This is a genomic window from Streptomyces sp. NPDC096205 (genome assembly GCF_044763135.1).
Classification (GTDB): domain Bacteria; phylum Actinomycetota; class Actinomycetes; order Streptomycetales; family Streptomycetaceae; genus Streptomyces.
In genome coordinates this window covers 104,297-128,938 of the sequence record NZ_JBIWFS010000003.1, presented here as the reverse complement: position 1 = coordinate 128,938, position 24,642 = coordinate 104,297, and the positions used below count along the sequence as shown (strand labels likewise).

At 70.3% G+C, this 24,642-nt stretch carries 22 protein-coding genes, 2 tRNA genes and 2 pseudogenes; 14 read left to right on the top strand and 12 right to left on the bottom strand.

The genetic code is table 11. The annotated features are described in order from the left end of the window. Window positions 1-141 precede the first annotated feature (141 nt). Both ACIQ6Y_RS13020 and ACIQ6Y_RS13015 read right to left on the bottom strand, forming a co-directional pair. Entirely contained in the window at window positions 142-474 is a 333-nt protein-coding gene (locus ACIQ6Y_RS13020; RefSeq protein ID WP_404036719.1) for an SSI family serine proteinase inhibitor, read from the bottom strand. Then, entirely contained in the window at window positions 456-602 is a 147-nt protein-coding gene (locus ACIQ6Y_RS13015) for a hypothetical protein (RefSeq protein ID WP_404036716.1), read from the bottom strand. Before ACIQ6Y_RS13015 ends, ACIQ6Y_RS13020 begins: the two co-directional genes overlap by 19 nt. Before the next feature lie 203 nt (window positions 603-805). On the opposite strand from ACIQ6Y_RS13015, the gene ACIQ6Y_RS13010 reads away from it, so the two are divergent. Continuing rightward, window positions 806-896, top strand: a tRNA-Ser gene (locus ACIQ6Y_RS13010). Between the two features lie 135 nt (window positions 897-1,031). Here ACIQ6Y_RS13010 and ACIQ6Y_RS13005 read toward each other — a convergent pair. Together ACIQ6Y_RS13005 and ACIQ6Y_RS13000 are read right to left on the bottom strand one after the other, a co-directional pair. Continuing rightward, window positions 1,032-1,442 (bottom strand): peptidase inhibitor family I36 protein, encoded by a 411-nt coding sequence (locus tag ACIQ6Y_RS13005; protein WP_404036713.1) that lies wholly within the window; start codon window positions 1,440-1,442, stop codon window positions 1,032-1,034. A gap of 101 nt (window positions 1,443-1,543) precedes the next feature. Next, entirely contained in the window at window positions 1,544-2,563 is a 1,020-nt protein-coding gene (locus tag ACIQ6Y_RS13000; RefSeq protein WP_404036710.1) for a hypothetical protein, read from the bottom strand. Between the two features lie 279 nt (window positions 2,564-2,842). Between ACIQ6Y_RS13000 and ACIQ6Y_RS12995 the strand changes: the two genes are divergently transcribed. Next, window positions 2,843-2,915: transfer RNA gene (locus tag ACIQ6Y_RS12995), tRNA-Arg, on the top strand. A gap of 80 nt (window positions 2,916-2,995) precedes the next feature. On the opposite strand, the gene ACIQ6Y_RS12990 is transcribed toward ACIQ6Y_RS12995, so the two are convergent. The 3 genes and pseudogenes from ACIQ6Y_RS12990 to ACIQ6Y_RS12980 all read right to left on the bottom strand — a co-directional run. Next, complete coding sequence (locus tag ACIQ6Y_RS12990; protein ID WP_404036707.1) at window positions 2,996-4,279, bottom strand: tyrosine-type recombinase/integrase; 1,284 nt, start codon at window positions 4,277-4,279, stop codon at window positions 2,996-2,998. Next, complete coding sequence (locus ACIQ6Y_RS12985; RefSeq protein ID WP_404036704.1) at window positions 4,279-4,479, bottom strand: helix-turn-helix domain-containing protein; 201 nt, start codon at window positions 4,477-4,479, stop codon at window positions 4,279-4,281. Before ACIQ6Y_RS12985 ends, ACIQ6Y_RS12990 begins: the two co-directional genes overlap by 1 nt. Before the next feature lie 183 nt (window positions 4,480-4,662). Continuing rightward, a pseudogene (locus tag ACIQ6Y_RS12980) lies at window positions 4,663-4,986 on the bottom strand (DUF3631 domain-containing protein); the annotation flags it as partial. A gap of 44 nt (window positions 4,987-5,030) precedes the next feature. On the opposite strand from ACIQ6Y_RS12980, the gene ACIQ6Y_RS12975 reads away from it, so the two are divergent. Beyond that, window positions 5,031-5,408, top strand: a complete 378-nt coding sequence (locus tag ACIQ6Y_RS12975; protein ID WP_404036701.1) for a UTRA domain-containing protein — start codon at window positions 5,031-5,033, stop codon at window positions 5,406-5,408. Next, window positions 5,377-6,102: a histone deacetylase gene (locus ACIQ6Y_RS12970; RefSeq protein ID WP_404036698.1), complete on the top strand. Its 726-nt coding sequence runs from the start codon at window positions 5,377-5,379 to the stop codon at window positions 6,100-6,102. The genes ACIQ6Y_RS12975 and ACIQ6Y_RS12970 overlap by 32 nt, the downstream gene beginning before the upstream one ends. Window positions 6,103-6,316: 214 nt before the next feature. Here the strand turns inward: ACIQ6Y_RS12970 and ACIQ6Y_RS12965 are convergent, their stop codons facing one another. Then, window positions 6,317-6,871: a hypothetical protein gene (locus ACIQ6Y_RS12965; protein ID WP_404036695.1), complete on the bottom strand. Its 555-nt coding sequence runs from the start codon at window positions 6,869-6,871 to the stop codon at window positions 6,317-6,319. A 428-nt stretch (window positions 6,872-7,299) separates the two neighbouring features. After that, window positions 7,300-7,722, bottom strand: a complete 423-nt coding sequence (locus tag ACIQ6Y_RS12960; protein ID WP_404036693.1) for a hypothetical protein — start codon at window positions 7,720-7,722, stop codon at window positions 7,300-7,302. A gap of 210 nt (window positions 7,723-7,932) precedes the next feature. On the opposite strand from ACIQ6Y_RS12960, the gene ACIQ6Y_RS12955 reads away from it, so the two are divergent. The 10 genes and pseudogenes from ACIQ6Y_RS12955 to ACIQ6Y_RS12910 all read left to right on the top strand — a co-directional run bounded on the left by ACIQ6Y_RS12955 (window position 7,933) and on the right by ACIQ6Y_RS12910 (window position 19,105). Continuing rightward, entirely contained in the window at window positions 7,933-8,868 is a 936-nt protein-coding gene (locus tag ACIQ6Y_RS12955; RefSeq protein WP_404036690.1) for a Bro-N domain-containing protein, read from the top strand. A 144-nt stretch (window positions 8,869-9,012) separates the two neighbouring features. Continuing rightward, window positions 9,013-9,888: a DUF2797 domain-containing protein gene (locus ACIQ6Y_RS12950; RefSeq protein WP_404036687.1), complete on the top strand. Its 876-nt coding sequence runs from the start codon at window positions 9,013-9,015 to the stop codon at window positions 9,886-9,888. 7 nt (window positions 9,889-9,895) lie between these two features. After that, window positions 9,896-10,393 carry a hypothetical protein gene (locus tag ACIQ6Y_RS12945; RefSeq protein ID WP_404036684.1) on the top strand — a complete coding sequence of 166 codons (498 nt, stop codon included), beginning with the start codon at window positions 9,896-9,898 and terminating at the stop codon, window positions 10,391-10,393. A gap of 114 nt (window positions 10,394-10,507) precedes the next feature. After that, window positions 10,508-10,879 (top strand): antibiotic biosynthesis monooxygenase family protein, encoded by a 372-nt coding sequence (locus tag ACIQ6Y_RS12940; RefSeq protein ID WP_404036681.1) that lies wholly within the window; start codon window positions 10,508-10,510, stop codon window positions 10,877-10,879. A gap of 78 nt (window positions 10,880-10,957) precedes the next feature. After that, window positions 10,958-11,698: a response regulator transcription factor gene (locus tag ACIQ6Y_RS12935; RefSeq protein WP_404036678.1), complete on the top strand. Its 741-nt coding sequence runs from the start codon at window positions 10,958-10,960 to the stop codon at window positions 11,696-11,698. Further along, window positions 11,695-13,290 carry an ATP-binding protein gene (locus ACIQ6Y_RS12930; RefSeq protein WP_404036675.1) on the top strand — a complete coding sequence of 532 codons (1,596 nt, stop codon included), beginning with the start codon at window positions 11,695-11,697 and terminating at the stop codon, window positions 13,288-13,290. The genes ACIQ6Y_RS12935 and ACIQ6Y_RS12930 overlap by 4 nt, the downstream gene beginning before the upstream one ends. Before the next feature lie 56 nt (window positions 13,291-13,346). Continuing rightward, window positions 13,347-14,582: pseudogene (locus tag ACIQ6Y_RS12925) on the top strand (glycosyltransferase); the annotation flags it as partial. Window positions 14,583-14,617: 35 nt separating this feature from the next. Further along, window positions 14,618-16,771 carry an ArnT family glycosyltransferase gene (locus ACIQ6Y_RS12920; protein ID WP_404036672.1) on the top strand — a complete coding sequence of 718 codons (2,154 nt, stop codon included), beginning with the start codon at window positions 14,618-14,620 and terminating at the stop codon, window positions 16,769-16,771. A 49-nt stretch (window positions 16,772-16,820) separates the two neighbouring features. Next, on the top strand, window positions 16,821-18,239 hold the full coding sequence (locus ACIQ6Y_RS12915) for an MFS transporter (RefSeq protein ID WP_404036669.1): 1,419 nt from the start codon (window positions 16,821-16,823) through the stop codon (window positions 18,237-18,239). Between the two features lie 110 nt (window positions 18,240-18,349). Continuing rightward, entirely contained in the window at window positions 18,350-19,105 is a 756-nt protein-coding gene (locus ACIQ6Y_RS12910) for a TetR/AcrR family transcriptional regulator (RefSeq protein ID WP_404036666.1), read from the top strand. A gap of 8 nt (window positions 19,106-19,113) precedes the next feature. On the opposite strand, the gene ACIQ6Y_RS12905 is transcribed toward ACIQ6Y_RS12910, so the two are convergent. The 3 genes from ACIQ6Y_RS12905 to ACIQ6Y_RS12895 form a co-directional block, all read right to left on the bottom strand. Further along, window positions 19,114-21,066, bottom strand: a complete 1,953-nt coding sequence (locus tag ACIQ6Y_RS12905; protein WP_404036663.1) for a YncE family protein — start codon at window positions 21,064-21,066, stop codon at window positions 19,114-19,116. Window positions 21,067-21,246: 180 nt separating this feature from the next. After that, a complete protein-coding gene (locus ACIQ6Y_RS12900; protein WP_404036661.1) occupies window positions 21,247-22,068 on the bottom strand; it encodes a YceI family protein in 822 nt (273 codons plus the stop codon). Window positions 22,069-22,164: 96 nt separating this feature from the next. Then, window positions 22,165-24,636: an MFS transporter gene (locus tag ACIQ6Y_RS12895; RefSeq protein WP_404036658.1), complete on the bottom strand. Its 2,472-nt coding sequence runs from the start codon at window positions 24,634-24,636 to the stop codon at window positions 22,165-22,167. Window positions 24,637-24,642 lie beyond the last annotated feature (6 nt).

Here is a 24,642-nt window from a genome sequence, read left to right as displayed (position 1 = left end):
TCGCACGACCCGGGGACAGCTCGGCGCGAGACCCGCACCGGCCGGGCGCGAGACCCGCACGGGGCCTCCACAGACGTCTACGCGCGCGTGTGCCCTGGTCACCCCAGACGTGTACGCGCGCGTGTGCCCTGGTCACCCCGGTCAGCCGCCCGCCGCGGGCAGCAGCGGCACGAACCGGTCCCAGCGCTCGATCTCGCAGCCGTTGCTGCGGTCGAACCGCGCGTCGACGGGCCGCCCGGCCCACACTCCCGTCACATGGGCGGTGGCGGGCCCGCCGTACTGCATCGTGCAGACACTGCCGTCGGGCACGGGCGCGAAGGGGTCCGTGCCCCAGCGGGTGTTCTGCTCCAGAGCCCGGCAGGCCCCGGCCGGATCGCGGTGGCTGCCGCCGCTGGGCCGGCAGGTCACCTCGTACGTCCCGTCGGCCGCGCCGCGCGCGTCCCGCACGGTGACGGTCAGCCGGTCGTCCTCCACGGCGGCGGCGCGGCCGGGGAGGGCGCGGCGGAGGCGACGGGCGCCGAGCCGAGGACGGCGAGCGAGACGAGGGCGAGCCTGCTCAGGGTGCGAGAGGAGAACAGGGTGCGAGGGGAGAGGTGAGACATGCCCTGCCCAACGCGTCCGGGGCCCGGACGTTGCGCCCCGCGCACCCGGACGTTGCTCCCGGCGGGCCCGGGCGCGCATGAGCCGGGAAGCCCTTTGCCCTGCGGGCCGCCTGCCTAGTACCGTGGGAGCCGATTGGTGGCACGCCGCTCGACTGTGTCATCATCTGCACGCACCCTTCGCGCTCGCGCGGGTGGGTTGTGCTGGAGGCGTCGCCTAGTCCGGTCTATGGCGCCGCACTGCTAATGCGGTTTGGGTCTTAAAGCCCATCGAGGGTTCAAATCCCTCCGCCTCCGCTCTCTGCTCAGGGAGTTCGGTCGATATCCGATATCGGCCGGACTCCCTGAGCTTTTTGCATTCCTCCGCCATGTAGGGCGAACGAACCCGCCGAGCGGCATGCCCGGCGGGTTCGAGGCGGGAGAGAGAAGTGATCAGCCGGTGGGGCGGGCGGAGCTGATCGCGTTCTTGAAGGTGGAGGAGGCGTTGCCCGCGTAGCCGGCCGGGATGTAGCCGACGGTGCCCGAGTAGTCGGAGCCGGTGTAGACGGACCACTGGCTGACGTCCATGTTGTGGTACGACGCCGCGTTGTTGTTGACGCTCTGGCCCGAGCCGGCGCAGGAGCCCTTGAAGACGTCGCCGCTGAAGTTCGAGTCCGGGTAGAAGATGTCGAAGACGCAGCCGCCCTGGTCGGAGTTGTAGTAGAAGCCCATCTCGTACTGGGTGAGCAGGCCGTTCTTCTCGGTGAGGGCCGAGGCGGGGCCGGCGGTCAGCAGGGTCATGCCGACGGCGGCGGCGACGGAGCCGACGGTGAGGCCTATGCGGGAGCCGGTGGTGCTGAACATGAGTACCCCTTCTTCATGAACGCGTCATACCTGACAGCGCTCTGTGCAGTGGTGGTGCGGTGCTGGGTGGTGCTTCTGGCCACTGTTTCTGGCCACGCCGGTCAGCGGGTCAGGCCGGCCGCTCGCTTCAAGCGGTCCGCCTGCTGCTTCCTGGCGAGTTCGAGGGTCTCGGCGTGCTGGGCGACGAGCCGCTTCTGGTACGCGGACTGGACCGTGTACCGGACGCCGACGAGGTTGACCTTCTTCTTGCAGGCCACGTCCGCCTGCGCGGCGGCGATCGCGGCGGGCCCCGAGGGGGCGTCCTGCAGCCCGAGCTGCTGCACGGCCTTCATCGGGTCGGCGGCCTTGTCGTACCCGGCCGTCCGCATACAGGCGGCCCACGCCGCGTCGTTGCGCCGCACGCGCGTGTCGGCCTCGCTCTGCGCCTTCGACTGGGCCTTGAGGTTGAAGACGAACATGATGTCGACCGAGTCGGCGGTGGGCGCGTACAGCCTGAGATAGGACTCGCGGTTGCAGCCGCCGACGGGCACGGCCTTCCCGCCGACCTTCCGGCTGCTGCCGCCCTCCCGCTCGGCCTCCTCCTGGCTCATTGGCATCGCAGCCGGAGGCACCCGTTCCCCGTACAGCGTCAGCCGCCCCTCCTCGGACAGCTCCGCCCCGACCGGCGCCCGCCGGTCACCGGCGGCCCCGGGATCGCCGTACCCGTACCGGGCGGCCTCTTCCTTGTCGACCACCCCGAAGACCCGGGCGTTGAGGGGCCGGGTCGTGTGGGCGGTCCGCTCCGGCGGTACGTAGTCGAAGCCGTACCGCGCCATGCACCGCACGGCGAGTTCGTCCTGCGCCCGCTCCAGCAGGGCCTGGTCGGAGGGCCGGTGGTCGTAGGCGTCGAGGGGGAAGGTGAGACGGGCGGTGTCGGACAGGACGGGGATCGCACCGAGGCCGGGCGGCGAAGCGACGGGGGTGGGGGTGATGGGGGCGGCGGGAGCCGAGGCGCCAGGGGCGCCAGGGGCGTCAGGGGCGTCCTCCCCGCCACCGCAGCCGGCCAGCATCAGCGCCGCGACACCGATCCCGAGCGCACGGCACAGATGTACGGACCGGCGACTGGGGCGTACGGCGGGCATACGGGTCCTTCGGCAGGAGTGCGGGGGCTCGGAGGCGGCCAGGCAGTGATCATCTTCGAGCGGAACCCGAGCATCTGTCTACTGCCGCGAACCCACCGGCCCGGCCGGATCCACCCCGCCCCCCGCTTGCGCCCGTCACACCGCCACATTGACGTTTCCGCAGGTCAGGCCGGGTGTGCCTAACGGATTTCACATGTCGGCGGCAGTCATGTAATGTTCTTCCTGTCGCCGCGAGCGGGCCGAAAGGGCCGGGAGCGGGGGCGGAAAACAAAAAAACAAGCACTCGTAGCTTAACGGATAGAGCATCTGACTACGGATCAGAAGGTTGCAGGTTCGAATCCTGCCGAGTGCACACAGGTCAAAGGCCCCCTGGGATCATCCCAGGGGGCCTTTGACATCAGCGGGTGACATCAACGCGGTTGGAAGCGGGGCTCATTCCTCGTCGTCCGGCTCTGCCTCGCTCGTCAAATCCTCGGCGGAGTCGTCGTAGCCCAATGCGTTGTCCATCTGATCGGCGGCGGCCCGGAGCGTCGTCCCCATCACATGCGCGTAGGTGTCGAGCGGCATGGTGATCGTGCTGTGCCCAAGCGTCTCCATGATCGTGCGGGCGTCGACTCCCTGAGCGAGCAGGAGCGAGGCGCAGGTGTGCCGGAGGTCGTGCACCCGCACCCGGCGAACGTTCGCGTCCCGGCAGAGGATCGTGAGCATGCGGTTCAGGCTGCGGGGGTCGGTCACCCGGCCGGACACCGTGGTGAAGATCAGCCCGTCCGGCTGCCCCGGCGCCGGCTGCCACTTCGGCCCCGCGATCTTCCGCTCGCGCTCTTGTTGCTCGCGGTGGCGGATGAGTGCCTGAACGCATCCCTTCGGCAGGGACACCGTACGGATGGACCGCTTGGTCTTCGGCGTCCCGAAGAGCAGTTCCCGCCGGATGCGCTGGACGTTTCGGCGCACACGGAGTTGCCCGTTCGCGAGGTCGACGTCCGACCAAGTGAGGCCGAGTGCCTCGCCTCGGCGCAGGCCAGCGGATACGAGCAGCAGCCACAGCGCGTACAGGCGGTGGGGGCGAGCGGTCTTGAGCAGCAGGCGGACTTCCCCGGCGTCCAGCGGACGCACCTCCTTGGGGTCGACGGTGGGTGTCTCCACGATCCGAGCGACGTTGCGCGCGATCAGTTCCTCTCGCATCGCCTGTTGGAGTGCTGACCGCATGACGGCGTGGATGTACTGGACGGTGCGAGCCGAGGGGCGCCGCTTGCAGCAGCGGCCCACGGCGCAGCAGGAGCGCTTCTCTTCGGGCCGCTCCTTGTCGGCTCCGCGCAGGCAGCACAGACAGGAGGACTTGAACTCCAGCAGGAAGCGGCGCACGTCAGCCGGAGACAGGCGGTTGAGCTTCTTCTTGCCGAGCGCCGGCCGGATGTACAGCCGCGTCAGTCCCTCATAGCTGTTCAGCGTCGAGGGCTTGAGCCGTTCCGGCGCGATGGCCGCGAGCCAGTAGGTGAGGTAGTCGCCGAATGCCATGGTGGACTCGGCGGCCGGGATGCCTTTGCGGGTCTTCTCCTGCAACTCCGTGAGCTTGTCGGCCACTTCGTCACGGGTCTGGCCGTAGACGAACTTCCGGTGTCGGGTTCCGTCAGGGCGAAAGACGTAGGCGGCGGCCTGGTAGCGGCCATCCGAGCGCTTGGTGATCGTTCCTTCGCCGTTGGCGCGACGCTTGGCCATTAGGCGGCTTCCTCCAATCGATCGCGCATGTAAGCGCTGACGGCGTCGGCCGGGATACGACGCGCCCGGCCGATCGTGAAACTGGGCAGTTCGTGCGAGCGGATGAGGTCGTAGACCTTGGACCGGCTGATGCGCAGGGCTCGCATGACCTCAGGCACCTTCAGTGCTTCCGGGGTTGTGGCGGGAACGGCGGTGAGCACGTCGAACCTCCGTGATCGCGAGGGGCCGGCGGGGCCCCCTTCTGAGGGCCGCTACTTCCGCTACCGCCGCTACCGCGCAGGTCAGGGGCCTGTTCGGGGTAGCGGGAAGGGGTAGCGGTAGCGGATGGGTAGCGGGGCGGTAGCGGCAGCCGGGGCGGGTTGCCGCTACCGCGTTGTTGCTGGTCAGGCAGCGTTTTCGGTGCCGGGTAGCGGAGGTAGCGGACTTTCCGGGGGTGGGGGGCAGTAGCGGGCCCAGGCGTCTCGGAGATCGGCGGCGTAGTAGCCCTTGAGGACGCTCCCGCCGGTCTTGATGTTGCGGGAGGTGATGGGCTCGTTGTCGGCCGTCATGTACTCCGCGAGCATCCGGGAAAGGCGCCGGTTGTCGAGGGGCTTGCCGCCCAGGTCGGCCCAGGGTGCGTCGTCGAGGGCGTTGAGCCGGTCCAGGATCGCGACGGTGGGCAGGCGGTCGATGCCGACCATGACGTGGTCGCGCAGGTCGGCAGGAAGTGCGGGTTTCCATCCGGCGCCCACCTGCTGAAGTCGCTGAGCGATTGGAACTGGACCCTGAAACGGCCCTCACTGTGGTCCGGGAGCGAGTGCGGATAGTCGACCAGGACCCCTACGCCCTTGCGGACTCGTACTTTCCTGAGGAGCTGGTGCGGGGTACCCCGCTCATGCTGCCTGAGGACGTGTCAGCACCTGGCGGTGTCCTAGCTAGCGTCGGTCTTGTGCAGGCCCGCTACCGTGACGAAATCACTGTAAGGATGCCGACACGGGCGGAGATCGAGAAGCTGTCTCTGCCGTCTGCTACCCCCGTCGCCGTGTACATGCGTACGGGCTACGACAACGATAACCGCCCCCTGCGGGTAATGATCACGATCCTTCCGGGAGACCGACATGTCATCAGGTACGACGTTTCGGCGGACTGAGACCGGCGCCCAGAATCGAGTGATCACGAAGGCCCTACACAGCATAGACTCGGCATTGCCGGTCACCCGGCATCCCGAGCGTGTCTGGTACACGTCCTATGGCTCCAACATGCACCTTGACCGTCTAGCCGCTTACATCCAGGGTGGTCGCCCGTCGGGAGCGGCGAGGGAGTATCCGGGGTGCCGCAACCCCGCGATGCCGGCCCGTTCCATCCCTGTGGAACTGACCGGCGCCATGTACTTCGCCACCGAGTCACCGGTCTGGGGTGGAGGCAGGGCCTTCTACGACCCCCAGACCGACGGGCGAGTGCTGGCCCGAGCTCACTTGGTGACGGCTGACCAGTTCGCTGACATCGCTGCTCAAGAGATGTACAGGGCTCCGGATGTAGATCTCGACCTGGAGGAAGTCCTCACGACAGGACGTGCGGTGCTGGGTGACGGTCGCTATGAGACGCTCGTCTGCGCTGGTCAAGTCGACGGTATGCCCGTCCTGACCTTCACAGCGCCGTGGCAGATGAACGAAGTGCAGTGGGTTGCTCCCTCTGCTGCCTACGTACGATTCCTCGCCGCGGGGCTGCTCTCTGCTGGCGCATGGGACCTCGAAGCAATCGCAACCTACGTAGCGGCCTGTCCGGGGGCAGAAGGCTGCTGGTCCGTGCAAGACGTTCTCGACCTGCTGGCACAGGAGGCGTGACACGACTGGGCTGGCGAGTGAACGCTTAGGCCGCAAACGCGCGTCACGCCCTGCCGGGCGGCTACGGAGAGAAAACCGCAGCTCCCCGGTCTGTTGCCTGACATCAACGTGGCGCACAAGCATGTACCCGAGGGCATCGCGAGACGGCGCAGATGATGTTCGGGCCTTGCCGAAGGCCCGGCGGGAGAGCCGCCTCCGATGGGTGCACGCGCCATCAGTCCGAGGGCGGAAAACCGAAGCAGTGCGAAACGTCGAGTTCCTTGAAGTCCTGTTGTGCTTTGGCCGCCGGCTCATCGTGCCGATCCTTGGCGGCCTCGCTTCCTTCGGTGAGGACCTCTGTCCCGAGATCCACAGCTAGCATGCCGTCTGCGTTGCCCGTGGCAGTCAGGTCATCGAGCAGGCGGGAGATGTTCTCCTTATGGGAGTTAGGCATCTCGATCTTACCGATCTCACTGGTGAGCTTCCTCACGCTCTGTTCCGCGGCCAACCAGGCATCCGCTGCTGATTGATAGTCGGCTGATTGATAGCCGCCTTCCTCAAGAGTGCCGACCGCGCCCGCCGCCGTGGCCCACTTATCAAGGAGGGAGCCGCTCAGGTCGTCGCATACTGCGTCGGCCTGTTGCCTCCACTCCTTTAGAGTGAACTCATCTTTAGTGGTAATCGAGAAAATCAGGCCTGCGATGCCACATAGGCCCGCGATCACCCCAATCCACCAACCGACATGTTTTCGGATTCGCCCTCTGCTGTCACCCTCTGGGTCTTCAGTCATATGCCAGGGATTCCCCGCCGACGAGCGGCCAGGTCGGTAAGGATGGAAAATGCACTCATGTGGTGTGCAGAAAGGCACTACCTGGGCGGAGAAAGCCAGTACAGGCTTCATCCCTCTGCCCACTCGGTTGGCGTGGGCCATCTGGGCTCAGCGGACATGGCGGCGGATTGTACCTTGGGCCCAAACTGCCCAGCGTTACATCAGTAGCTGACATCAACAGTCGCGTGCACCAGCACATGAGTGGGGACTCACACTGGAGCCGCGCGGCAGTCCTTCGAGAGGCACGGGCCAGGTACGAGCTAGGCCCCTATAGGAGCCCACCCGCCTACGGATCAGAAGGTTGCAGGTTCGAATCCTGCCGAGTGCACATGAATCAAAAGGCCCCGGTGATCACCGGGGCCTTTTGCTGTTGGCGCCCAAGTCGGTTGTCAGCCGGAGGCGGTGGACGGAGGGCCGTTCCTTCTTGTGGCGGTGAGTACGGCGTCGATCACGGCGGACAGTGCAGCCGTCGTGGCGAAGCTGCCGATCAGGACCATGCCGACGCCGATCACGAAGAGGCCGCTGGCGTCGTCCGACCAGTCGACGAAGGCGGAGACGGTCAGGCCGAGGGAGATCCCGAGCACGGCAGCCACGTGGTGGCGGCGCGAGGCCGCCCAGTACAGCGGGGGCAGCAGGCTCAGCACCAGGCCGATGACCTGCCAGGCCTCGTAGGGGCCCGTCGTCGAGCCGTCCGGATGCACGTCGCGGTGCTGGTCCCACCCCAGCCAGCCCACCCACGCACCTGCGGCCACCGCCGTCACCCCGAGGGTGGCCAGCAGCTGGTGGAGGGCTTTCGGTCGTCGTCGTTCCATGGCTCCAGCGTCGGGGCTGCGGGGGGTGGGCGGCCAGGGTGCATGTACTCAGGTTCTTCCGAGTACTTGGGTGTCGGGGGGAGGGCTTGACTGGGGGCTTGCTCGGAGGTGGTGAATCGATACCTCTGTCATCTATCGGGTGAACGTGCTTTCTATGGCAGGCAGTTGGGCCCTCTGCGTCCCTAGCTTCCGGGGTGGAGGTGATGCTCGATGTATGAGCAGAACGAGATGCCGCCGAACGGATCGGCGGCGCAGCGGCGGGAAGCGATCGGTGTCGACGACTTCGTGTTCGCGGCGACCGGGGCGCGGGTGCGGAGGCTGACGACGCCGGAGGGGGAGTACTGGTTCCCGGCGGCGGACCTGGCGCGCAATCTCGGGTACGCGAACACGCGCCAAGCCCTGAGGCTGCACGTCGACCGCAGTCTGCAGAAGACCCTCGGTGAGATTGCACGAGGCGTCTATACAGTAGACGCCTTGAGGCAAATCGCAGGTCAGAGGCTTCAACGGTCGATGTGGATGGTGGACCTCAGGGGGCTCATCCAGCTGGTGAACGGCTGCACCAAACCCGAGTGCAAACCCTTCAAGCTATGGGTCTCCGAGGTCATCGCCACCCTTCAGCGCGACGGCTCGTACACCCTCGAACCGGCCCCGGTGCAGCCCGCGGCCGGGGGTGGGACGGCGTATGTCATGCCGGAGGAGGTCGCCGAGGCGATCGTGCGGCTGGAGGAGCGGAACCTCCGGGCGGACGAGATGTTCGCCGCCGCGCAGGCGGAGCAGACCCGTGTTCAGAGCTCCATCGCCGACGCCCTCCACCACATCGCCCACAGCCTCGACCGGCTCGCCGATCGGTTCGACGGGCCGCGGCAGGGCGGTGCGAGGGAGGCGTCCACCGCCACGCCTCAGCAGTTGCTCGCCGCCTGGCGGGCGAAGAACCTCGTCGTCACGGAGGACGTGCACGCGGTCGCGGCGTACCTCGCGCCGGCGCTCGTGCGAGGGGAGGCGCGGTGCCGGGTGGAGGACGTGGCGGAGCGGACCGGGCTGACGGTCGAGCGGGTGGTGGACTGTGTGCGGATGCTGCTGAAGCGGGGGTGCATGCGGCAGCGGGGGTGCGCGGAGGACGGGACGCCTGTGTACGTGCTGCCGTGAGGCGGGGAAGGCGCCGGAGGCGGACCGGAAAAGGCCCGAAGTCGCAATGCGAGGTTGCGGCTTCGGGCCTTTCCGTGTGCGTGACCCTAGCGGGCCTCGGCGGTCCGGGGGCGTTGTCAGTGGTGGGTTCTACTCTCATGAGTGATGGGACAGGCGTGGAAGTGCTCGGGGCTGCGGTGGTCGGCGGACGGGCCTGTGCTCGTATGGGACGGGGGCCGGGCAAGTGCGCTGAGCTGGGGGAAGCGGGTTGCTTTCGAGGTCGGGGAAGGGGGTGTGCGGACGTGTGTGGGAGCCAGGGGGCATCCGTGTCCGGTGGGGGCGGTGGTGTCGGGGCGCAGTACCGGCGCGCGGTGCGAGGAGTGCGCGCGGCTGGACCGGGCGCACTCCGTCGCCGCGGACACGCTCGCGGACGACCCGAGGCCGTATCACGTGTATGTGGCGTGGTTCGGGCCCGGCCTGGTGAAGGTCGGCATCACCGCGCTGGAGCGGGGTTCGGCGCGGCTGCTGGAGCAGGGGGCGGTGTGTTTCAGCTGGCTCGGGCGGGGGCCGCTGATGGCCGCTCGCCGCACGGAGGAGCTGCTGCGGGCGGCGCTGGGGGTGCCGGACCGGATTCCGTACGCCGAGAAGCGTGCCGTACGGGCCTTTCTGCCGGCCACCGAGGCGGAGCGGGCCGCCGAGATCGAAGACCTGCACGGCCGGGCGCTGGCGCTGAGCGGCTGGCCGGAGTCGCTGCAGCGTGAGGCGTTCGTCGCGGTCGATCATCTGGAGGTGTTCGGGCTGCATGCGGCGTCGGCGGCCGTCGGGGAGGTGAGCGAGCTGGTCGCCGGGGGTGGCGTGAGCGGTGAGCTGGTGGCCGCCGCCGGGCCCGATCTGCATCTGGCGACCTCGCGCGGGGTGGTCGTGCTCGACACCCGGTTGATGACCGGGTGGGAGCTGGGTCCGGTGACCGCCGGGCACTCATTCGCCCTGCCCCTGCGGGAGTTCAAGGGCGAGCCGCATCAACAGGACGGGTTGTTCTAGGGAGTTCGTGGAACGGGGGATACAGGTGGAGCATGACGTCGTCGTGCAATGGGTGCAGACGCGGTGGACCAAGCGGTCGCGCGGAGGTGAGGCCGCGGCCCGGCGGAACGCGGTGCCCGCCGGGTTCCTGCTGCCCGCCGGGGTGCCGCCCCTTGCGCACACGGTGGGGATGCTGGAGCGGGACGACTTCGCGCCCTTCGAGGGCCGGGTGGAGCGCAAGCGGGTCGATGTCCGGCTGCGGGAGGCCGACGGACGGCTGGCCGTCCTGCCCAGGGTGCAGCCGCTGTTCGGGCTGCCGCCCCGGCGCCGGCGGCCTCCGGCGGTGCGGCTGATACCGGGGCAGTGGGTGCGCTGGCAGCTCAACTACCGGTTCAGCAGCGCGGCGGGCATGCAGGACTGGTCGTACTGGCTGGACACCTTCAACATCGGCTACGGCGAGTTTCCGGACGACGTGTTCCTGGGTGAGCCCATCTTTCTCGTCGACGAGCGGGGGCCGCTGCGATAGGCCGGTGCGCCTGTGCCGTCCCCGAGGGGGCCGAGGTAAAGACTTGGATCCCCTATGGATCCCTTTCCGTAAGAGGCGTGGATCAAGGGCGGGCCGCGGGGCATCGTGGCGGGCATGACCGAGAACGCCATAGCGCCGGTGGGCGCCCATCAACCTCCGTACTACGCCGTCGTCTTCACCTCCGTACGGACCGACCGGGACGAGGACGGATACGCCGAGACCGCCACGCGATTGGGGGAGCTGGTGCGGGACGTACCGGGGTTCCTCGGGGAGGACTCGGCCGGTGCGCCGGGTGGGCTCTCGATCAGCGTGGCCTACTTCGAGGACCTGGCCGGGATCGAGCGGTGGCGGGCGGACGCCGAGCATCGTGCGGCCAAGGAGAGAGGAAGGGAGAACTGGTTCGAGCGGTACACGATCCACATCGCCAAGGTCGAGCACAGCCACTCCTTCGAGCGGGCGCGGCCGGCTTTCCCAGCTGGTTCCTGAGAGGTACCTGTGTGCTTCTAAGCGAATTCACAGATTCCAGAAAGGGTGCTCTCAGAGGCCGCCGACACTCTGGGGCGTATGACCACGACCTCGCCCCAGGGGCGCACCGAACTGCTGAGGCCGGACGGGAGCCCCGTCCGCGTGCTGGTGGTGGACGACGAGCAGTCGATCACCGAGCTGCTGTCCATGGCCCTGCGCTACGAGGGATGGCAGATCCGGAGCGCGGGAGACGGCCAGGGCGCCGTGCGCAGCGCGCGGGAGTTCCGGCCGGACGCCGTCGTCCTGGACATGATGCTGCCCGACATGGACGGACTGGCCGTCCTCGGCCGGCTGCGCCGGGAGCTGCCGGATGTGCCGGTGCTGTTCCTGACGGCCAAGGACGCGGTGGAGGACCGTATCGCCGGGCTCACCGCCGGTGGCGACGACTACGTCACCAAGCCGTTCTCCCTGGAGGAGGTCGTCGCCCGGCTGCGCGGGCTCATCCGGCGCGCCGGGGCGGCCGACCGCCGTTCGGAGTCCGTGCTGGTCGTCGGTGACCTCACCCTCGACGAGGACAGCCACGAGGTCACCCGCGGGGGCGACGGCATCCACCTGACGGCCACCGAGTTCGAGCTGCTGCGCTTCCTGATGCGCAACCCGCGGCGCGTGCTCAGCAAGGCGCAGATCCTGGACCGGGTGTGGTCGTACGACTTCGGCGGGCAGGCCAATGTCGTCGAGCTGTACATCTCCTATCTGCGCCGGAAGATCGACGCCGGACGGGAGCCGATGATCCACACCCGGCGCGGTGCCGGCTATCTGATCAAGCCTGCCGTCTCGTGACGGGGCGGCGGCGGACGCGTGCGCGGCGGTTCGGGGCGGGACAGCCGCGCACGCTGCGGACGCGGCTCGTCGTCGCGTCCGTGGTGCTGATCGCGGTGGTGTGCGCGGTGATCGGCACGGTCACCGCGATCGCCCTGCGGTCCCATCTGTACCAGCAGCTCGACAAGCAGCTGGACGAGTCCGTGATGCGCGCGGTCGTCGGGCCGCCCGACGGGAAGCCCGGGGGCGCGGGGCGCGCCGCGACCGACCTCGACGACTTCGTCACCCGGGGCCCGCAGCCCGAGGGCACGGTCCTCGCCGAGGTGCGGGGCGGCACGATCACCGACGCCAAGGTCGGCATGGAGACCGACGACCCGTACGGCGACCCCGAGGACCTCACCGCGGCGCAGACGGAGGCGCTCGACTCGGTCTCCCAGGACGGGCGCAAGCACACCGTGGACCTGCCGGGCCTGGGCCAGTACCGCGTGCAGTTCGGCACCGGCTTCGACGGCTCCCGCAGCTACTACGTGGCCCTGCCGACCAGCAGCGTCACCGGCACCGTCAACACCCTCATCCTCGTCGAGGTCAGTGTCACGGCCGCCGCGCTGATCGCCGCCTCGCTGGCCGGCACCGTGATCGTCGGTGTCGCCACCCGCCCGCTGCGCCGGGTCGCCGCGACCGCCACCCGGGTCTCCGAACTCCCCCTGCACAGCGGCGAGGTGAACCTCGACGAGCGGGTGCCCGAGTCCGAGTGCGACCCGCACACCGAGGTCGGCCGGGTCGGGGCCGCGCTGAACCGGATGCTCGACCATGTGCACGGCGCCCTGCACGCCCGCCAGGAGAGCGAGACGCGGGTACGGCAGTTCGTCGCCGACGCCAGCCATGAGCTGAGGACCCCGCTGGCCTCCATCCGCGGCTACGCCGAACTGACCCGGCGCGGCCAGGAGCAGGTCGGCCCCGACACCCGGCACGCGCTGGGCCGGATCGAGTCCGAGGCCGGGCGGATGACCCTGCTCGTGGAGGACCTGCTGCTGCTCGCCCGGCTGGACGCGGGCCGGCCGCTGCGGTTCGAGGAGACCGACCTCGTCCCGCTCGTCGTCGACACCGTCAGCGACGCGCGGGCCGCAGGCCGCGACCACAACTGGCGCCTGGACCTGCCCGACGAGCCCGCGCCGGTCGCCGCGGACGCGGCCCGACTGCAACAGGTGCTGGTCAACCTGCTGGCCAACGCACGCACCCACACCCCGCCCGGTACGACGGTGACCGCGCGGGTGCGGCGCGCCGGGCCCTGGCTCTGCGTGGACGTCCAGGACGACGGGCCGGGGATCGCGCCCGAGCTGCTCCCGCATGTCTTCGAGCGGTTCGCGCGCGGCGACTCCTCGCGCTCGCGGGCCTCCGGCTCGACCGGTCTGGGCCTCGCCATCGTGCAGGCCGTCGCGACTGCGCACGGCGGTGCCGTGACCGTGGACAGCGTGCCCGGGCGGACCGTCTTCACCGTGCACCTGCCGGTCCCCGTCCTGGCGACGGCCCCGGTCCCCGCGGCGGCCTCGGTCCCCGCGGCGGCCTCGATCCCCGCGGCGGCCCCGATCCCCGCGACGGCCATGGACTCATAGCTGCGGCACGGCCTCACCACACCAGCAGAACAGGGGACTTGACGACTGTCGTCGTCATGCGAACCGACCCTTCTCCCGGCACCCTGCCGGCGCGGGAGCACCTCCCGGCCGTGGCAGCCGGTACGCCGGTCCTGGACGTAGTGATCCCCGTATACAACGAGGAGAAGGACCTCCAGCCGTGCGTGCAGCGGCTGCACGAGCACCTGGCCCGCACCTTCCCCTACCCCTTCCGGATCACGGTCGCCGACAACGCCTCCACGGACGCCACCCCGCAGGTGGCGCAGTGGCTCGCGGCGCAGCTGGCCGAGGTGCGCTCGGTGCGCCTGGAGCAGAAGGGGCGCGGCCGGGCGCTGCGGGCCGTCTGGTCGGCGTCCGAGGCGCCGGTCCTGGCCTACATGGACGTGGACCTGTCCACCGACCTGAACGCCCTGCTGCCGCTGGTGGCCCCGCTGATCTCCGGCCACTCCGACCTGGCGATCGGCTCCCGGCTCAGCCGCAGCAGCAGGGTGGTGCGGGGGGCCAAGCGGGAGTTCATCAGCCGCTCGTACAACCTGATCCTGCGCGGCTCGCTCCAGGCCCGTTTCTCCGACGCCCAGTGCGGGTTCAAGGCGATCCGGCGGGACGTGGCGCGGGTGCTGCTGCCGCTGGTGGAGGACACGGGCTGGTTCTTCGACACGGAGATGCTGGTCCTCGCCGAACGCGCGGGGCTGCGGATCCACGAAGTCCCCGTCGACTGGGTCGACGACCCCGACTCCACGGTCCACATCGTCAGGACGGCCACCGACGACCTCAAGGGCGTCTGGCGGGTCGGCAAGGCGCTGGCCACCGGTTCGCTGCCGCTGGACCGGCTCACCCGGCCCTTCGGCGACGACCCGCGCGACCGGGAGATCAAGGACGTGCCCAGGGGCCTGGCCCGCCAGCTCGTCGGCTTCTGCGTGGTCGGCGGCCTCTCGACCCTCTTCTACCTCCTTCTCTACACCGGCTTCCGCTCCCTCACCGGTTCCCAGACCGCCAACGCGCTCGCGCTGCTGGTGTCCGCGGTCGCCAACACGGCCGCCAACCGGCGCCTCACCTTCGGCGTACGCGGCCGGGGCGGGGCCGTACGGCACCAGGCGCAGGGCCTGGTCGTGTTCGGCATCGGCCTCGCCCTGACCAGCGGCTCCCTCGCCGCCCTGAACACGGCGACCACCGACCCCGCGCACTCCACCGAACTGGCCGTCCTGATCGCCGCCAACCTCGCGGCGACCGTGCTGCGCTTCCTGCTCTTCCGGGCGTGGGTCTTCCCCGACCGCCCCACCGACACCTACCACCACCAGGGGGACTCCCGATGACCGCCCAACTGGCCCACGCCCCCGCGTGGGCCCCACCGGCCTCGGCCGACCGGCCGCCCTTCCTACGACGTCTGTGGCGCGGCCGCCCCGAGGACCCCCGCTGGGTGCGCCCGGCCTTCCTCGGCGCTCTCCTGCTCATCGGCGCGCTCTACACCTGGAACCTGACGGCCTCCGGGTACGCCAACTCCTTCTACTCGGCGGCCGTCCAGGCGGGCAGCCAGTCCTGGAAGGCGATGTTCTTCGGCTCGCTGGACGCGGCGAACGCCATCACCGTCGACAAGCCCCCGGCCTCGCTGTGGCCGATGGCCCTGTCGGTGCGGGTGTTCGGCCTGAACTCCTTCGCGATCCTGTTCCCGCAGGTGCTGATGGCCGTCGCCACGGCGGCCGTGCTCTACGCCGCCGTCCGCCGCCGCTTCACCGCGACCGCCGGCCTGCTGACCGTGGCGGTCTTCGCCTCCACCCCGGTCGCCGCGCTGATGTTCCGCTTCAACAACCCGGACGCGGCCCTCGCCCTGCTGATGGCGACCGCCGTGTACTGCACGCTGCGCGCGCTGGAGAAGGCGCAGACGAAGTGGCTGCTGTGGGCGGGTGCGGCGATCGGACTCGCCTTCCTGGTCAAGACCCTCCAGGCGTTCCTGATCCTGCCCGTCCTGGCCGCCGTGTACGTCGTATGTGCGCCTACGACGGTGAGGAGGCGGGTCGGCCAGGTGCTGCTGGCCGGGCTCGCGATGGTCGTGGCCGGCGGCTGGTGGGTGGCGGTCGTCGAGCTGTGGCCGGCCTCCTCACGGCCGTACATCGGCGGCTCGCAGAACGACAGCTTCCTGGAGCTGACCTTCGGCTACAACGGCCTCGGCCGGATCAACGGCGACGAGACCGGCAGCGTGGGCGGCGGTGGCGGCGGCCAGGGCGGTGGCTGGGGCGAGACCGGCTGGGACCGTATGTTCGGCTCCAGCATCGGCGGGCAGATCTCCTGGCTGATCCCGGCCGCGCTGATCCTGCTGGTCGCCGCGCTGTGGCTGACCCGGAAGGCCGCGCGCACGGACACCGCCCGGGCAGCGTTCCTCCTCTGGGGCGGCTCGCTGCTGATCACCGCGCTGATCTTCAGCTATATGCAGGGCATCTTCCACGAGTACTACACCGTCGCCCTCGCCCCCTACCTCGCGCCGCTGATCGGCATGGGCGCGGCCGTCCTGTGGGAGGAACGCGGCCGCGCCTGGGCCTCGCTGACGCTGGCCGGAGCGCTGACGGCGACCGCGGCCTGGGGGTACGTCCTGCTGAACCGCTCCTCCGACTACCTGCCCTGGCTGAAGTGGCTGGTCCTCGTCGGCGGGCTGGTCGCCGCGCTGGGCCTGGCCTTCGTCACCCGGCTCGGCCGGCCGCTCGCGCGGGGCGTGGTGGGCCTCGGGCTCGTCACCGCCCTCGCGGGTCCGACGGCGTACACGCTGACCACGCTCGGGGAGGGTCACAGCGGCTCCATCGTCACGGCCGGTCCGGCGGTCGCGGGCGGCCGGGGAGGCCCCGGCGGTGGCGGAATGCCGGGCGGCGGTCCCGGGGGTGCCGGGGGTGACGGAGGCTTCCCCGGCCAGAACGGACAGAACCAGCAGAACGGCCAGAACCAGCAGAACGGCCAAGGCGGCCAGGCGGGCCAGCCCCCGACCGGCGGCTTCGGCGGAGGCTTCCCCGGCCAGAACGGCCAGAACGGCCAGAACGGCCAGAACGGCGGCGCCCAAGGCGAAGCCGGCGGCCCCGGCGGAGGCGGCGTCGGCGGTCTCCTCAACGGCGCGAACGTCGGCACGGAGGCCAAGAAGCTCCTGGAGGCCGACGCCGGCAGCTACACCTGGGCGGCCGCGGCCATCGGCGCCCAGAACGCCGCGAGCTACCAGCTCGCCACCGGTGAGCCCGTGATGGCGATCGGCGGCTTCAACGGCACGGACCCGTCCCCGACACTGTCCGAGTTCAAGAAGTACGTCGAGGAAGGAAAGATCCACTACTTCATCGCCGGAGGCGGCATGAGAGGCGGCATGGGCGGTGGCGGCGCGGGAGCCGGCACGTCCTCTGAGATCTCCGAGTGGGTGCAGGCCAACTTCAAGGAGGTCACGGTCGGTTCGGCGACGTTCTACGACCTCACGCAGGAGGCGGCCGGCAGCTGACCGAAACCCGGTTGTACACCGTAAAGGAACTCCTTTACGGTGTACAACCATGTCCACCTCCCCCCACCCCCAGGGCCACCCGCAGCGCTGGCTCATCCTCGGCGTGATCTGCCTCGCCCAGCTCACGGTGCTGCTGGACAACACCGTCCTGAACGTGGCGATCCCGTCCCTCACCGTGGAGCTGGACGCGGCCACCGCCGACATCCAGTGGATGATCAACGCGTACTCGCTCGTGCAGGCCGGTCTGCTGCTCACCGCGGGCAGCGCCGCCGACCGGTACGGCCGTAAGAAGATGCTGACCGCCGGACTCGCCCTGTTCGGGGCGGGCTCACTGGTCGCCGGACTGGCCGACACCGCCGGGCAGTTGATCGCGGCGCGGGCCGGCATGGGCGTCGGCGGGGCGCTGCTGCTGACCACGACCCTCGCGGTGGCGATGCAGATCTTCGCCCCCGAGGAGCACCCCAGGGCGATCGGCATCTGGAGCGCGGTGAACGCGCTCGGCTTCGCCTGCGGCCCGCTCATCGGCGGGTTCATGCTGGACCACTTCTGGTGGGGCGCGATCTTCCTGGTCAACCTGCCGGTCGCGGCCCTGGGCCTGGCCGCCGTGGTGGCGCTGGTCCCGGAGTCGAAGAACCCGCTGGGCGACCGCCCGGACCTGCTGGGCGCCCTGCTCTCCACGATCGGCATGGCCGCGCTGGTCTTCGCGATCATCTCCGGCCCGGCGCACGGCTGGACGTCCGGCCGGGTCCTGGCCGCCGCGGGTGTCGCGGTCCTGGTGCTCGGGGCGTTCGCGTACTGGGAGAGCCGTATCCCGTACCCGATGCTCGACCTGCGCTTCTTCCGTGACCGCAGGTTCACCGGCGCGGTCGCCGGCGCGGTCCTGATCACCTTCGGCATGGGCGGAGCGCTGTTCCTGCTCACCCAGCACCTCCAGTTCGTCCTCGGATACGGCCCTCTGGAGGCGGGCCTGCGGACCGCTCCGCTGGCGCTGGCCGTGGTGGTGCTCAACTTCTCGGGACTGTCGGCGAAGTGGACGACGAGCCTCGGCACCCCGGTGTCCATCCTGCTCGGCATGACGCTGATGGCGGGCGGGCTGGTGTCGATCGCCGTAGCCCCCGGCGGCTATGCCGGGACGCTGGCCGGGCTGCTGCTCATCGGTGTGGGCTGCGCGGTGGCCAATCCGGCGATGGCGCACGCGATCATGAGCGCGATTCCTCCGGAGAGGGCGGGCGTGGGGGCGGGCGTCAACGGGACGTTGGCCGAGTTCGGGAACGGCCTCGGGGTGGCTGTCCTCGGGGCGGTTCTCGTGGCAGGGGGTGCCGCGCCCTCTTCGACCAGGGCCTTCTCCGACGGGGTGTCCAGCAGTCTGTTCGTGGGGGCGGTTGCTGTGTTGCTCGGCGGAGTTGTTGCGGCGGCGTTGTTGCGACGGGCGGAGAGGGCAGACTCCGGGATGGTTGTCGCCCACTAGCCCGGCTGGTCCGTGGTTCTTCGCACCCACGCGGTAGAGCCGCATATCGGGCACAGCCCCGCGCCCCTGGGGGCATACAGTGAGCCGAAGTCGAGGAGTTAGGTGCGCCGATGGTGAAGGCTGCCGCAGGGCGGACCAGTGTGTGGCTCGAAGGAAAGGCCCGCCGCGGGAAGCAGGGGGGCGGAGGGCAGCCCTCGGGGCTGGACCGGGAGCGGATCACCGAGGTGTCGGTGCGGCTGCTGGACGCCGAGGGACTGGCGAAGTTCTCCATGCGACGGCTGGCCGGAGAGCTGAACGTGACGGCCATGTCCGTCTACTGGTACGTCGACACCAAGGACGACCTGCTCGAACTCGCCCTCGACCGCGTCTACGGCGAGCTGCGCCTGCCCGGCCCGGACAGCGGCGAGGACTGGCGGGTGCAGCTGCGCGCGCTGGCCACGGAGTACCGCGCGCTGCTGGTGCGTCACCCGTGGGTGTCCCCGCTCGCCGGGCGCTATCTGAACATCGGCCCGAACTCCCTCGCCTTCTCCCGCACCGTCCGGCGCGTGATCCGCGGGGCGGGCCTGCCCGCGCACGGGGTGATCGGCGCGATCGCGGCCGTCTTCCAGTTCGTCTACGGCTACGGCACGATCGAGAGCCACTTCCTCACCCGGGTCGCCGACGCCGGGACGACCCCGGACGAGTACTACGCCCACGCCATGAGCTCGGTGGCGGAGACACCGGAGACGGCCGAGGTCATCGAGGACTCGCGGGACATCATGGAGGCCCGCGGCGGCGACACCGTCGCCGAGATGCTCGACCGTGACTTCGACTTCGCCCTGGACCTGCTGGTCGCGGGCATCGAAGCCATGGCCGAGCGCGGCTGACCCGTACGTCAGTTGCTGAAGTAGAGGTACTTCCAGCTGCCGTACGTCGTGGAGTTGACCGAGTCACCGGACGAGCCGTTGACGTAGACGGACCGCATACGCGCCTTGATGCCGGCTTCATCGGGGGCGCCGAGGTCGACGGCGGACTTGCCGTTGGTGCCGAGGTCGAAGTACTCCTGGCCGATGGTGTGCCAGCCGCCCTGGTAGTAGGCCTGGAGGTCGAAGCGCTGCTTGCGGCCCGGGTAGTACGTCATGGTCGTGGTGAGCAGCGGGTTGGTGCTCTTGTGGAACCAGTAGTACGAGGTGGAGCCGATCTTGCCCGTCTTGTAGTGGCGGGACACGGCGGTCGACACCCGGACCTTGGCGTACGCGGTGACCTTGACGGTGCGCGGCTTGTAGCGGGAGTCGCCCTTGAAGACGGCGTAGACGGTGGTGTCGCGGGCCATGTCGACGACGCCGGCGATGTTGCCGTACGAGTTGACGGTCCCGGACTTGATCAGCCGCTTGGGCCGGTCGGTGCCGAAGGGGTCGGCCCAGATCTCCACGGTGCGGTTCTTGTACGTGGTGCCGAGGTGCGCGGTGAACCGCACATCGGCGCCGTACGAGTACACCTTGCCGTTGTTGTTCAGCGTCAGACCCGGCGTGGCCCGGGAGACGGACACCTTGTCGTAGGCGCTGGCCGCGGTGTGCTCGGCGTCGCCCGCGTAGGACACCCGGTAGGTGACGGTGCCGCCGGAGTACGGGGTGTCGGTGAAGGAGTAGGTGCCGTCCGCCTTCACCTTGGCCGCGGGCAGCGTCGCGCCGTCCGGGTGCTCCATGTCGGTGCGGGTCACCTTCAGCGGGGTGCCCGCCGGGAGCTTCACCGTCGCCGTGACCTTGCCGGTGACGGTGAGGGGCTTGGCGCGGGTGGCCGTGGAGGGGGCGTTCACCGTGATGGTGGGGACGCTGGCGGTGGGGCGGGTGAGGGCCTTCAGGGTGTAGCTGCTGTAGTCCCAGGTGCTGCTGACGAGCGCGAAGACCCGCGAGGCGTCCGGCGCCCAGGCGACCTCGTTGACGGCCGTGGTGCTGGTGCTGCTGAAGGTGCGCACCGGCTGGGTGGTGCCCGGCTTGTAGATGTTCACGCTGCGGTCGTAGACCTGGGCGATCGTGCCGTTCGGCGCGATGTCGGCGGACCAGCCCCAACCGAGCTGCGCGCCCTCGGTGAGCAGCCCGTCCGCGTACGTCCACTTGCGCATGCCGTTGGTGAGCACCTCGGCGGCGCCGGGCACCAGGTCGGCGTCCCCGAAGTAGTCCCCGCCGTCGCTCTTGGCGACCAGCTGCGGGGTCTCGCCCGAGACGTCGAGGATGTTCGACGCGCCGGAGGAGTCGCCGTTGTCGCTGACGGACAGCAGGCCCGGCGCCGACGGCTCGGCGTCCAGGAGGGCACCGTTGTAGTACGGCGCGACGCCCACCGGGAGCTGCTCCAGGCGCACCTGCTCGGTCGCGGCGGCCGGGTCGATCGAGCCCAGGTTGCCGTGGAAGTAGCCGTCGGTGCCGGTGGTCCGGTAGGAGAACCACAGCTTGCCGCCGGCGAAGGCGACCTGGCGCAGGGTGGCGCCCTCACCGACGTCGTGGCGGGCCTTGACCTCGAGGGTGGCCGGGTCCAGGGCCACGATCTCGTGGCTGCCGGCCACAGCGGCGTACAGCGTGGCGCTGTCCGCGGAGAGCGCGAGGTCGGTGACCCCGCCGAGCCCGCTCGCCGTCTGGAGCAGGTTGCCGGAATAGTCGCTGGCCAGGACCGTCCCGGCCGAGCTGTCGCCGACGAACACCCGCTGGTGCACGCCGTCCACGACGATGCCGCCGGGCGTCTTGACCACGGCGGACGCGGCCGACGCGGAGCCGGCCGTGGCGACGACGGTCAGGGCCGCCGAGCTGAAGAGGACCGCGAGCGCTGTCGCGGTCGAGATGCTGCGCGTACGCACAGTGCTGTGTACCCCCACGAGGAAACCCGGCCGGGCCGGGTGGTGTCGAGAGCGCCGCGCAGCGCCCGGACACGCCCGCACCCCAAGGGGCGGCGGCGTCCGGGGCGCGGCTGCTGGGGGCAGCGTATGGCATGCCTGTGACAGACGAGAACGCGGTTTCCGGCCGGGGCCCCTGAGGCCTCAGGCGACCGGCAGCGTTTCGCCCTGGACCGCCTGGATGTCCAGCTCCACCTTCAGGGTCGTGCCGACGGCGGCGATGCCCGCCTGGAGGATCTGGTTGTAGCGCAGGGCGAAGTCGTCCCGGTGCAGTTCGGCCGTCGCGCGGAACGCGGCGCGGGTGCCGCCCCAGGGGTCGGCGCCGGTGCCGAGACAGGCGAGGTCCAGGTCGACCGGTCGTACGACACCGTGCAGGGACAGCTCCCCGTGCACGGTCCACCGGTCGGGGCCGGCGGCGCTGAGGCCGGTCGAACGGTAGGTGATCTCCGGGTGGTTCTCGACGTCGAGGAAGTCGGCCGAGCGCAGGTGGGTGTCGCGCATGGCGTTGCCGGTGTCGATGGACGCGGCCCGGATGACCGCCTCCACCCGGGACTTGGTGAGGTCGTCCGGGGCGATCTCGATGGAGGCGGTGAAGTCGGTGAACCGGCCGCGCACCGAGGAGATGCCCAGGTGGCGGGCGACCGCGCCGACCGTCGAGTGCGCCGGGTCCACGGTCCACGGCCCCGGCGGCGGCAGTTCGGCCCCGCCCTGCCGGGCCAGCGTCACGGTGCCGACCTCGGCGCGGCCGCTCGCCGTGACGAGCGCGCTGGAGGCGGCGGGCGCGTAGCCGACGGCGGTCACGATCACCGTGTACGCGCCGGGCGCCAGGACGGTCGTGTCCCGCACGGCCCCCTCGTCGTCCGCCTCCGCCCGCAGCACCTGCGTGCCGCTCATGTCGGTGACGGTGACGACCGCGTGCGACACGGCCCATCCGTCGCGGGTCCGGACCTTCGCGGTCAGCCCCATCTCACGTACTCCTCATTCTTGGAAGAAGAACCGGCCCGCGGCGGGACGCGCACCTCCGCTCGGAGCGCGCGCCCCGCCACGGGCCGGGGTCCGGAACTACTCGCCGGGGTGGGCGAGTTCGATGTCGTGGCCGTCGACGCCGGGGCCGGCGACCCGCAGGGACGTCGCCACGGGCGGGTAGCCGGTCGCGATGACCGTGTACTCGCCGCTGTCCAGATCGGTGAAGGCGTACGCCCCGTCCGCGCCGGTCGTCGCCGTGCCGGCCACGTTGCCCGCCGCGTCCAGCAGCGTCACCCGGGCGTCGGCCAGCGGCCCGTGCGGGGCCCGTACGACGCCGGTGACCTGGGCACCCGCCTCCAGCTCGACCTCGATCCGGGTCACCCCGGTGCCGCCCACCTCGACAGGCAGGGCGCGCGGCCGGAACCCGGCGGCGTTGACCGCCACGGTGACCGTGCCGGGCACCAGCTCGCCGAAGGAGAAGTCGCCCTGCTCACCGGTGGCCGCGGTGGCCAGCAGTTCGCCTCGTACGTCGGTGACGACGACCATGGCGTCCCCGACCGGCCGCCCGTCCTCGGCGGCGCGGACCGTGCCGGTCAGGCCGCTGGTGCCGCTGAGGAGGATGTCGTACGCCACCGGGTCCTGGTCGACGACGACCGTGGAGGCCTGCGGCTGGAAGCCGTCGGCCGCGGCGATGAGCACGTACGAGCCCGCACCCGGGGCGTCGACGGTGTACGAGCCGTCCAGGTGGGCGACGGCGCGGCCCTGCTGGCGGCCGTCGAGGGAGATGAGGGTGACGGTGGCGTTCGGGACGGGGGTGGATTCCGCGTCCCGGACCACGCCGTGGACGGGAGTGCCGGTCGCGAGCGGCTCCTGGGAGACGGTCTCGCCGCCGTCGGCCGCCGGGGCCGAAGCCGCCGGGGCCGGGGTCTCCTCCGCCGGGGCCGGGGTCTCCTCCGCCGGGGTCCCCTCGACCGAGGCCGCTGCCTGGGCGAGGGCGCCCGTCGTGCGCAGGGGGACCTCCTTGATGAAGAGGGTGACGACGAAGGCGAGGAACGCGATCGGGGCGACGTAGAGGAAGACGTCGGCGATGCCGTGGCCGTACGCGCCCTCCAGCCAGCTGCGGATCGGGGCGGGCAGCCGGTCCATGTCGGGGATCTGCCCGGAGCCCGCGGCCTTGGCGGCGGCGGCCTGCTCCTGCGGGCTGAGCTGCCCGATGGTGTCCGCGGCGTAGTGGCTGATCCGGGTGGTCATCACCGAGCCGAGCGCGGAGACGCCCACCGCACCGCCCAGGGAGCGGAAGAAGGTGACGACCGAGCTGGCGGCGCCGAGCTCGTGCGGGGCGACCTGGTTCTGGGTGGACAGGACCAGGTTCTGCATCATCATGCCGACGCCGAGGCCGAGGACCGCCATGAACAGGGCGATCTTCCAGTAGTCGGTGTCGTAGCGCATGGTGCCGAGCAGGCCCAGGCCCGCCGTCAGCAGCACACCGCCGCTGACCAGCCAGGCCTTCCACTTGCCGGTCTTGGTGATGACCTGCCCGGAGACGGTCGACGACACGAACAGGCCGGCGATCATCGGGATCGTCATGACGCCCGACATGGTCGGGGACTTGTCACGGGCGAGCTGGAAGTACTGGCTGAAGAACACCGTGCCGGCGAACATCGCGATACCGACGAACAGCGAGGCGATCGAGGCCAGCGCGATGGTGCGGTTGCGGAACAGGTGCAGCGGGATGATCGGCTCGGCGGCCTTGGTCTCGACGAACAGGAAGATCAGCGCCAGCGCGAGCGCGCCGCCGACCATCGAGTACGTCTGCCAGGACAGCCAGTCGTACTTGTCGTCCGCGAAGGTGACCCAGACCAGCAGCAGGCTGACCGCGGCGGTGATGAAGAAGGCTCCGGCCCAGTCGACCTTCACCTTGCGGCGGCTCTCCGGCAGGTGCAGCGTCTTCTGCAGCACGAAGAGCGCGATCAGCGCGAACGGCACACCCACGTACAGGCACCAGCGCCAGCCGAGCCAGTCGGTGTCGGTGATGACGCCGCCGACCAGCGGGCCGCCGACCGTCGCGACCGCGAACGTCGCGCCGAGGTAGCCGGAGTAGCGGCCGCGCTCACGCGGGGAGATCATCGCGGCCATGATGATCTGCGCCAGCGCGGTGAGACCGCCGGCGCCGAGGCCCTGGATGACCCGGGCGCCGATCAGCATGCCGGAGTTCTGGGAGAGACCGGCGACGACCGAGCCGGCGATGTAGATGACCAGCGCTATCTGTACCAGCGCCTTCTTGCTGACCAGGTCGGCGAGCTTGCCCCACAGCGGGGTGGACGCCGTCATGGACAGCAGGGCCGCGGTGACGACCCAGGTGTAGGCGCTCTGGCCGCCGCCGAGGTCCTGGATGATCTCGGGGAGGGCGTTGGAGACGATCGTCGAGGACAGGATGGCGGCGAACATGCCGAGCAGCAGCCCGGAGAGCGCCTCCATGATCTGCCGGTGAGACATCGCCCCGCCGTCGGGGGAGCCTCCCCCGTGCTTGGCGTGGGCCCGCACACCGGTCGGTGTGGTCGTTGCCATGGGCTT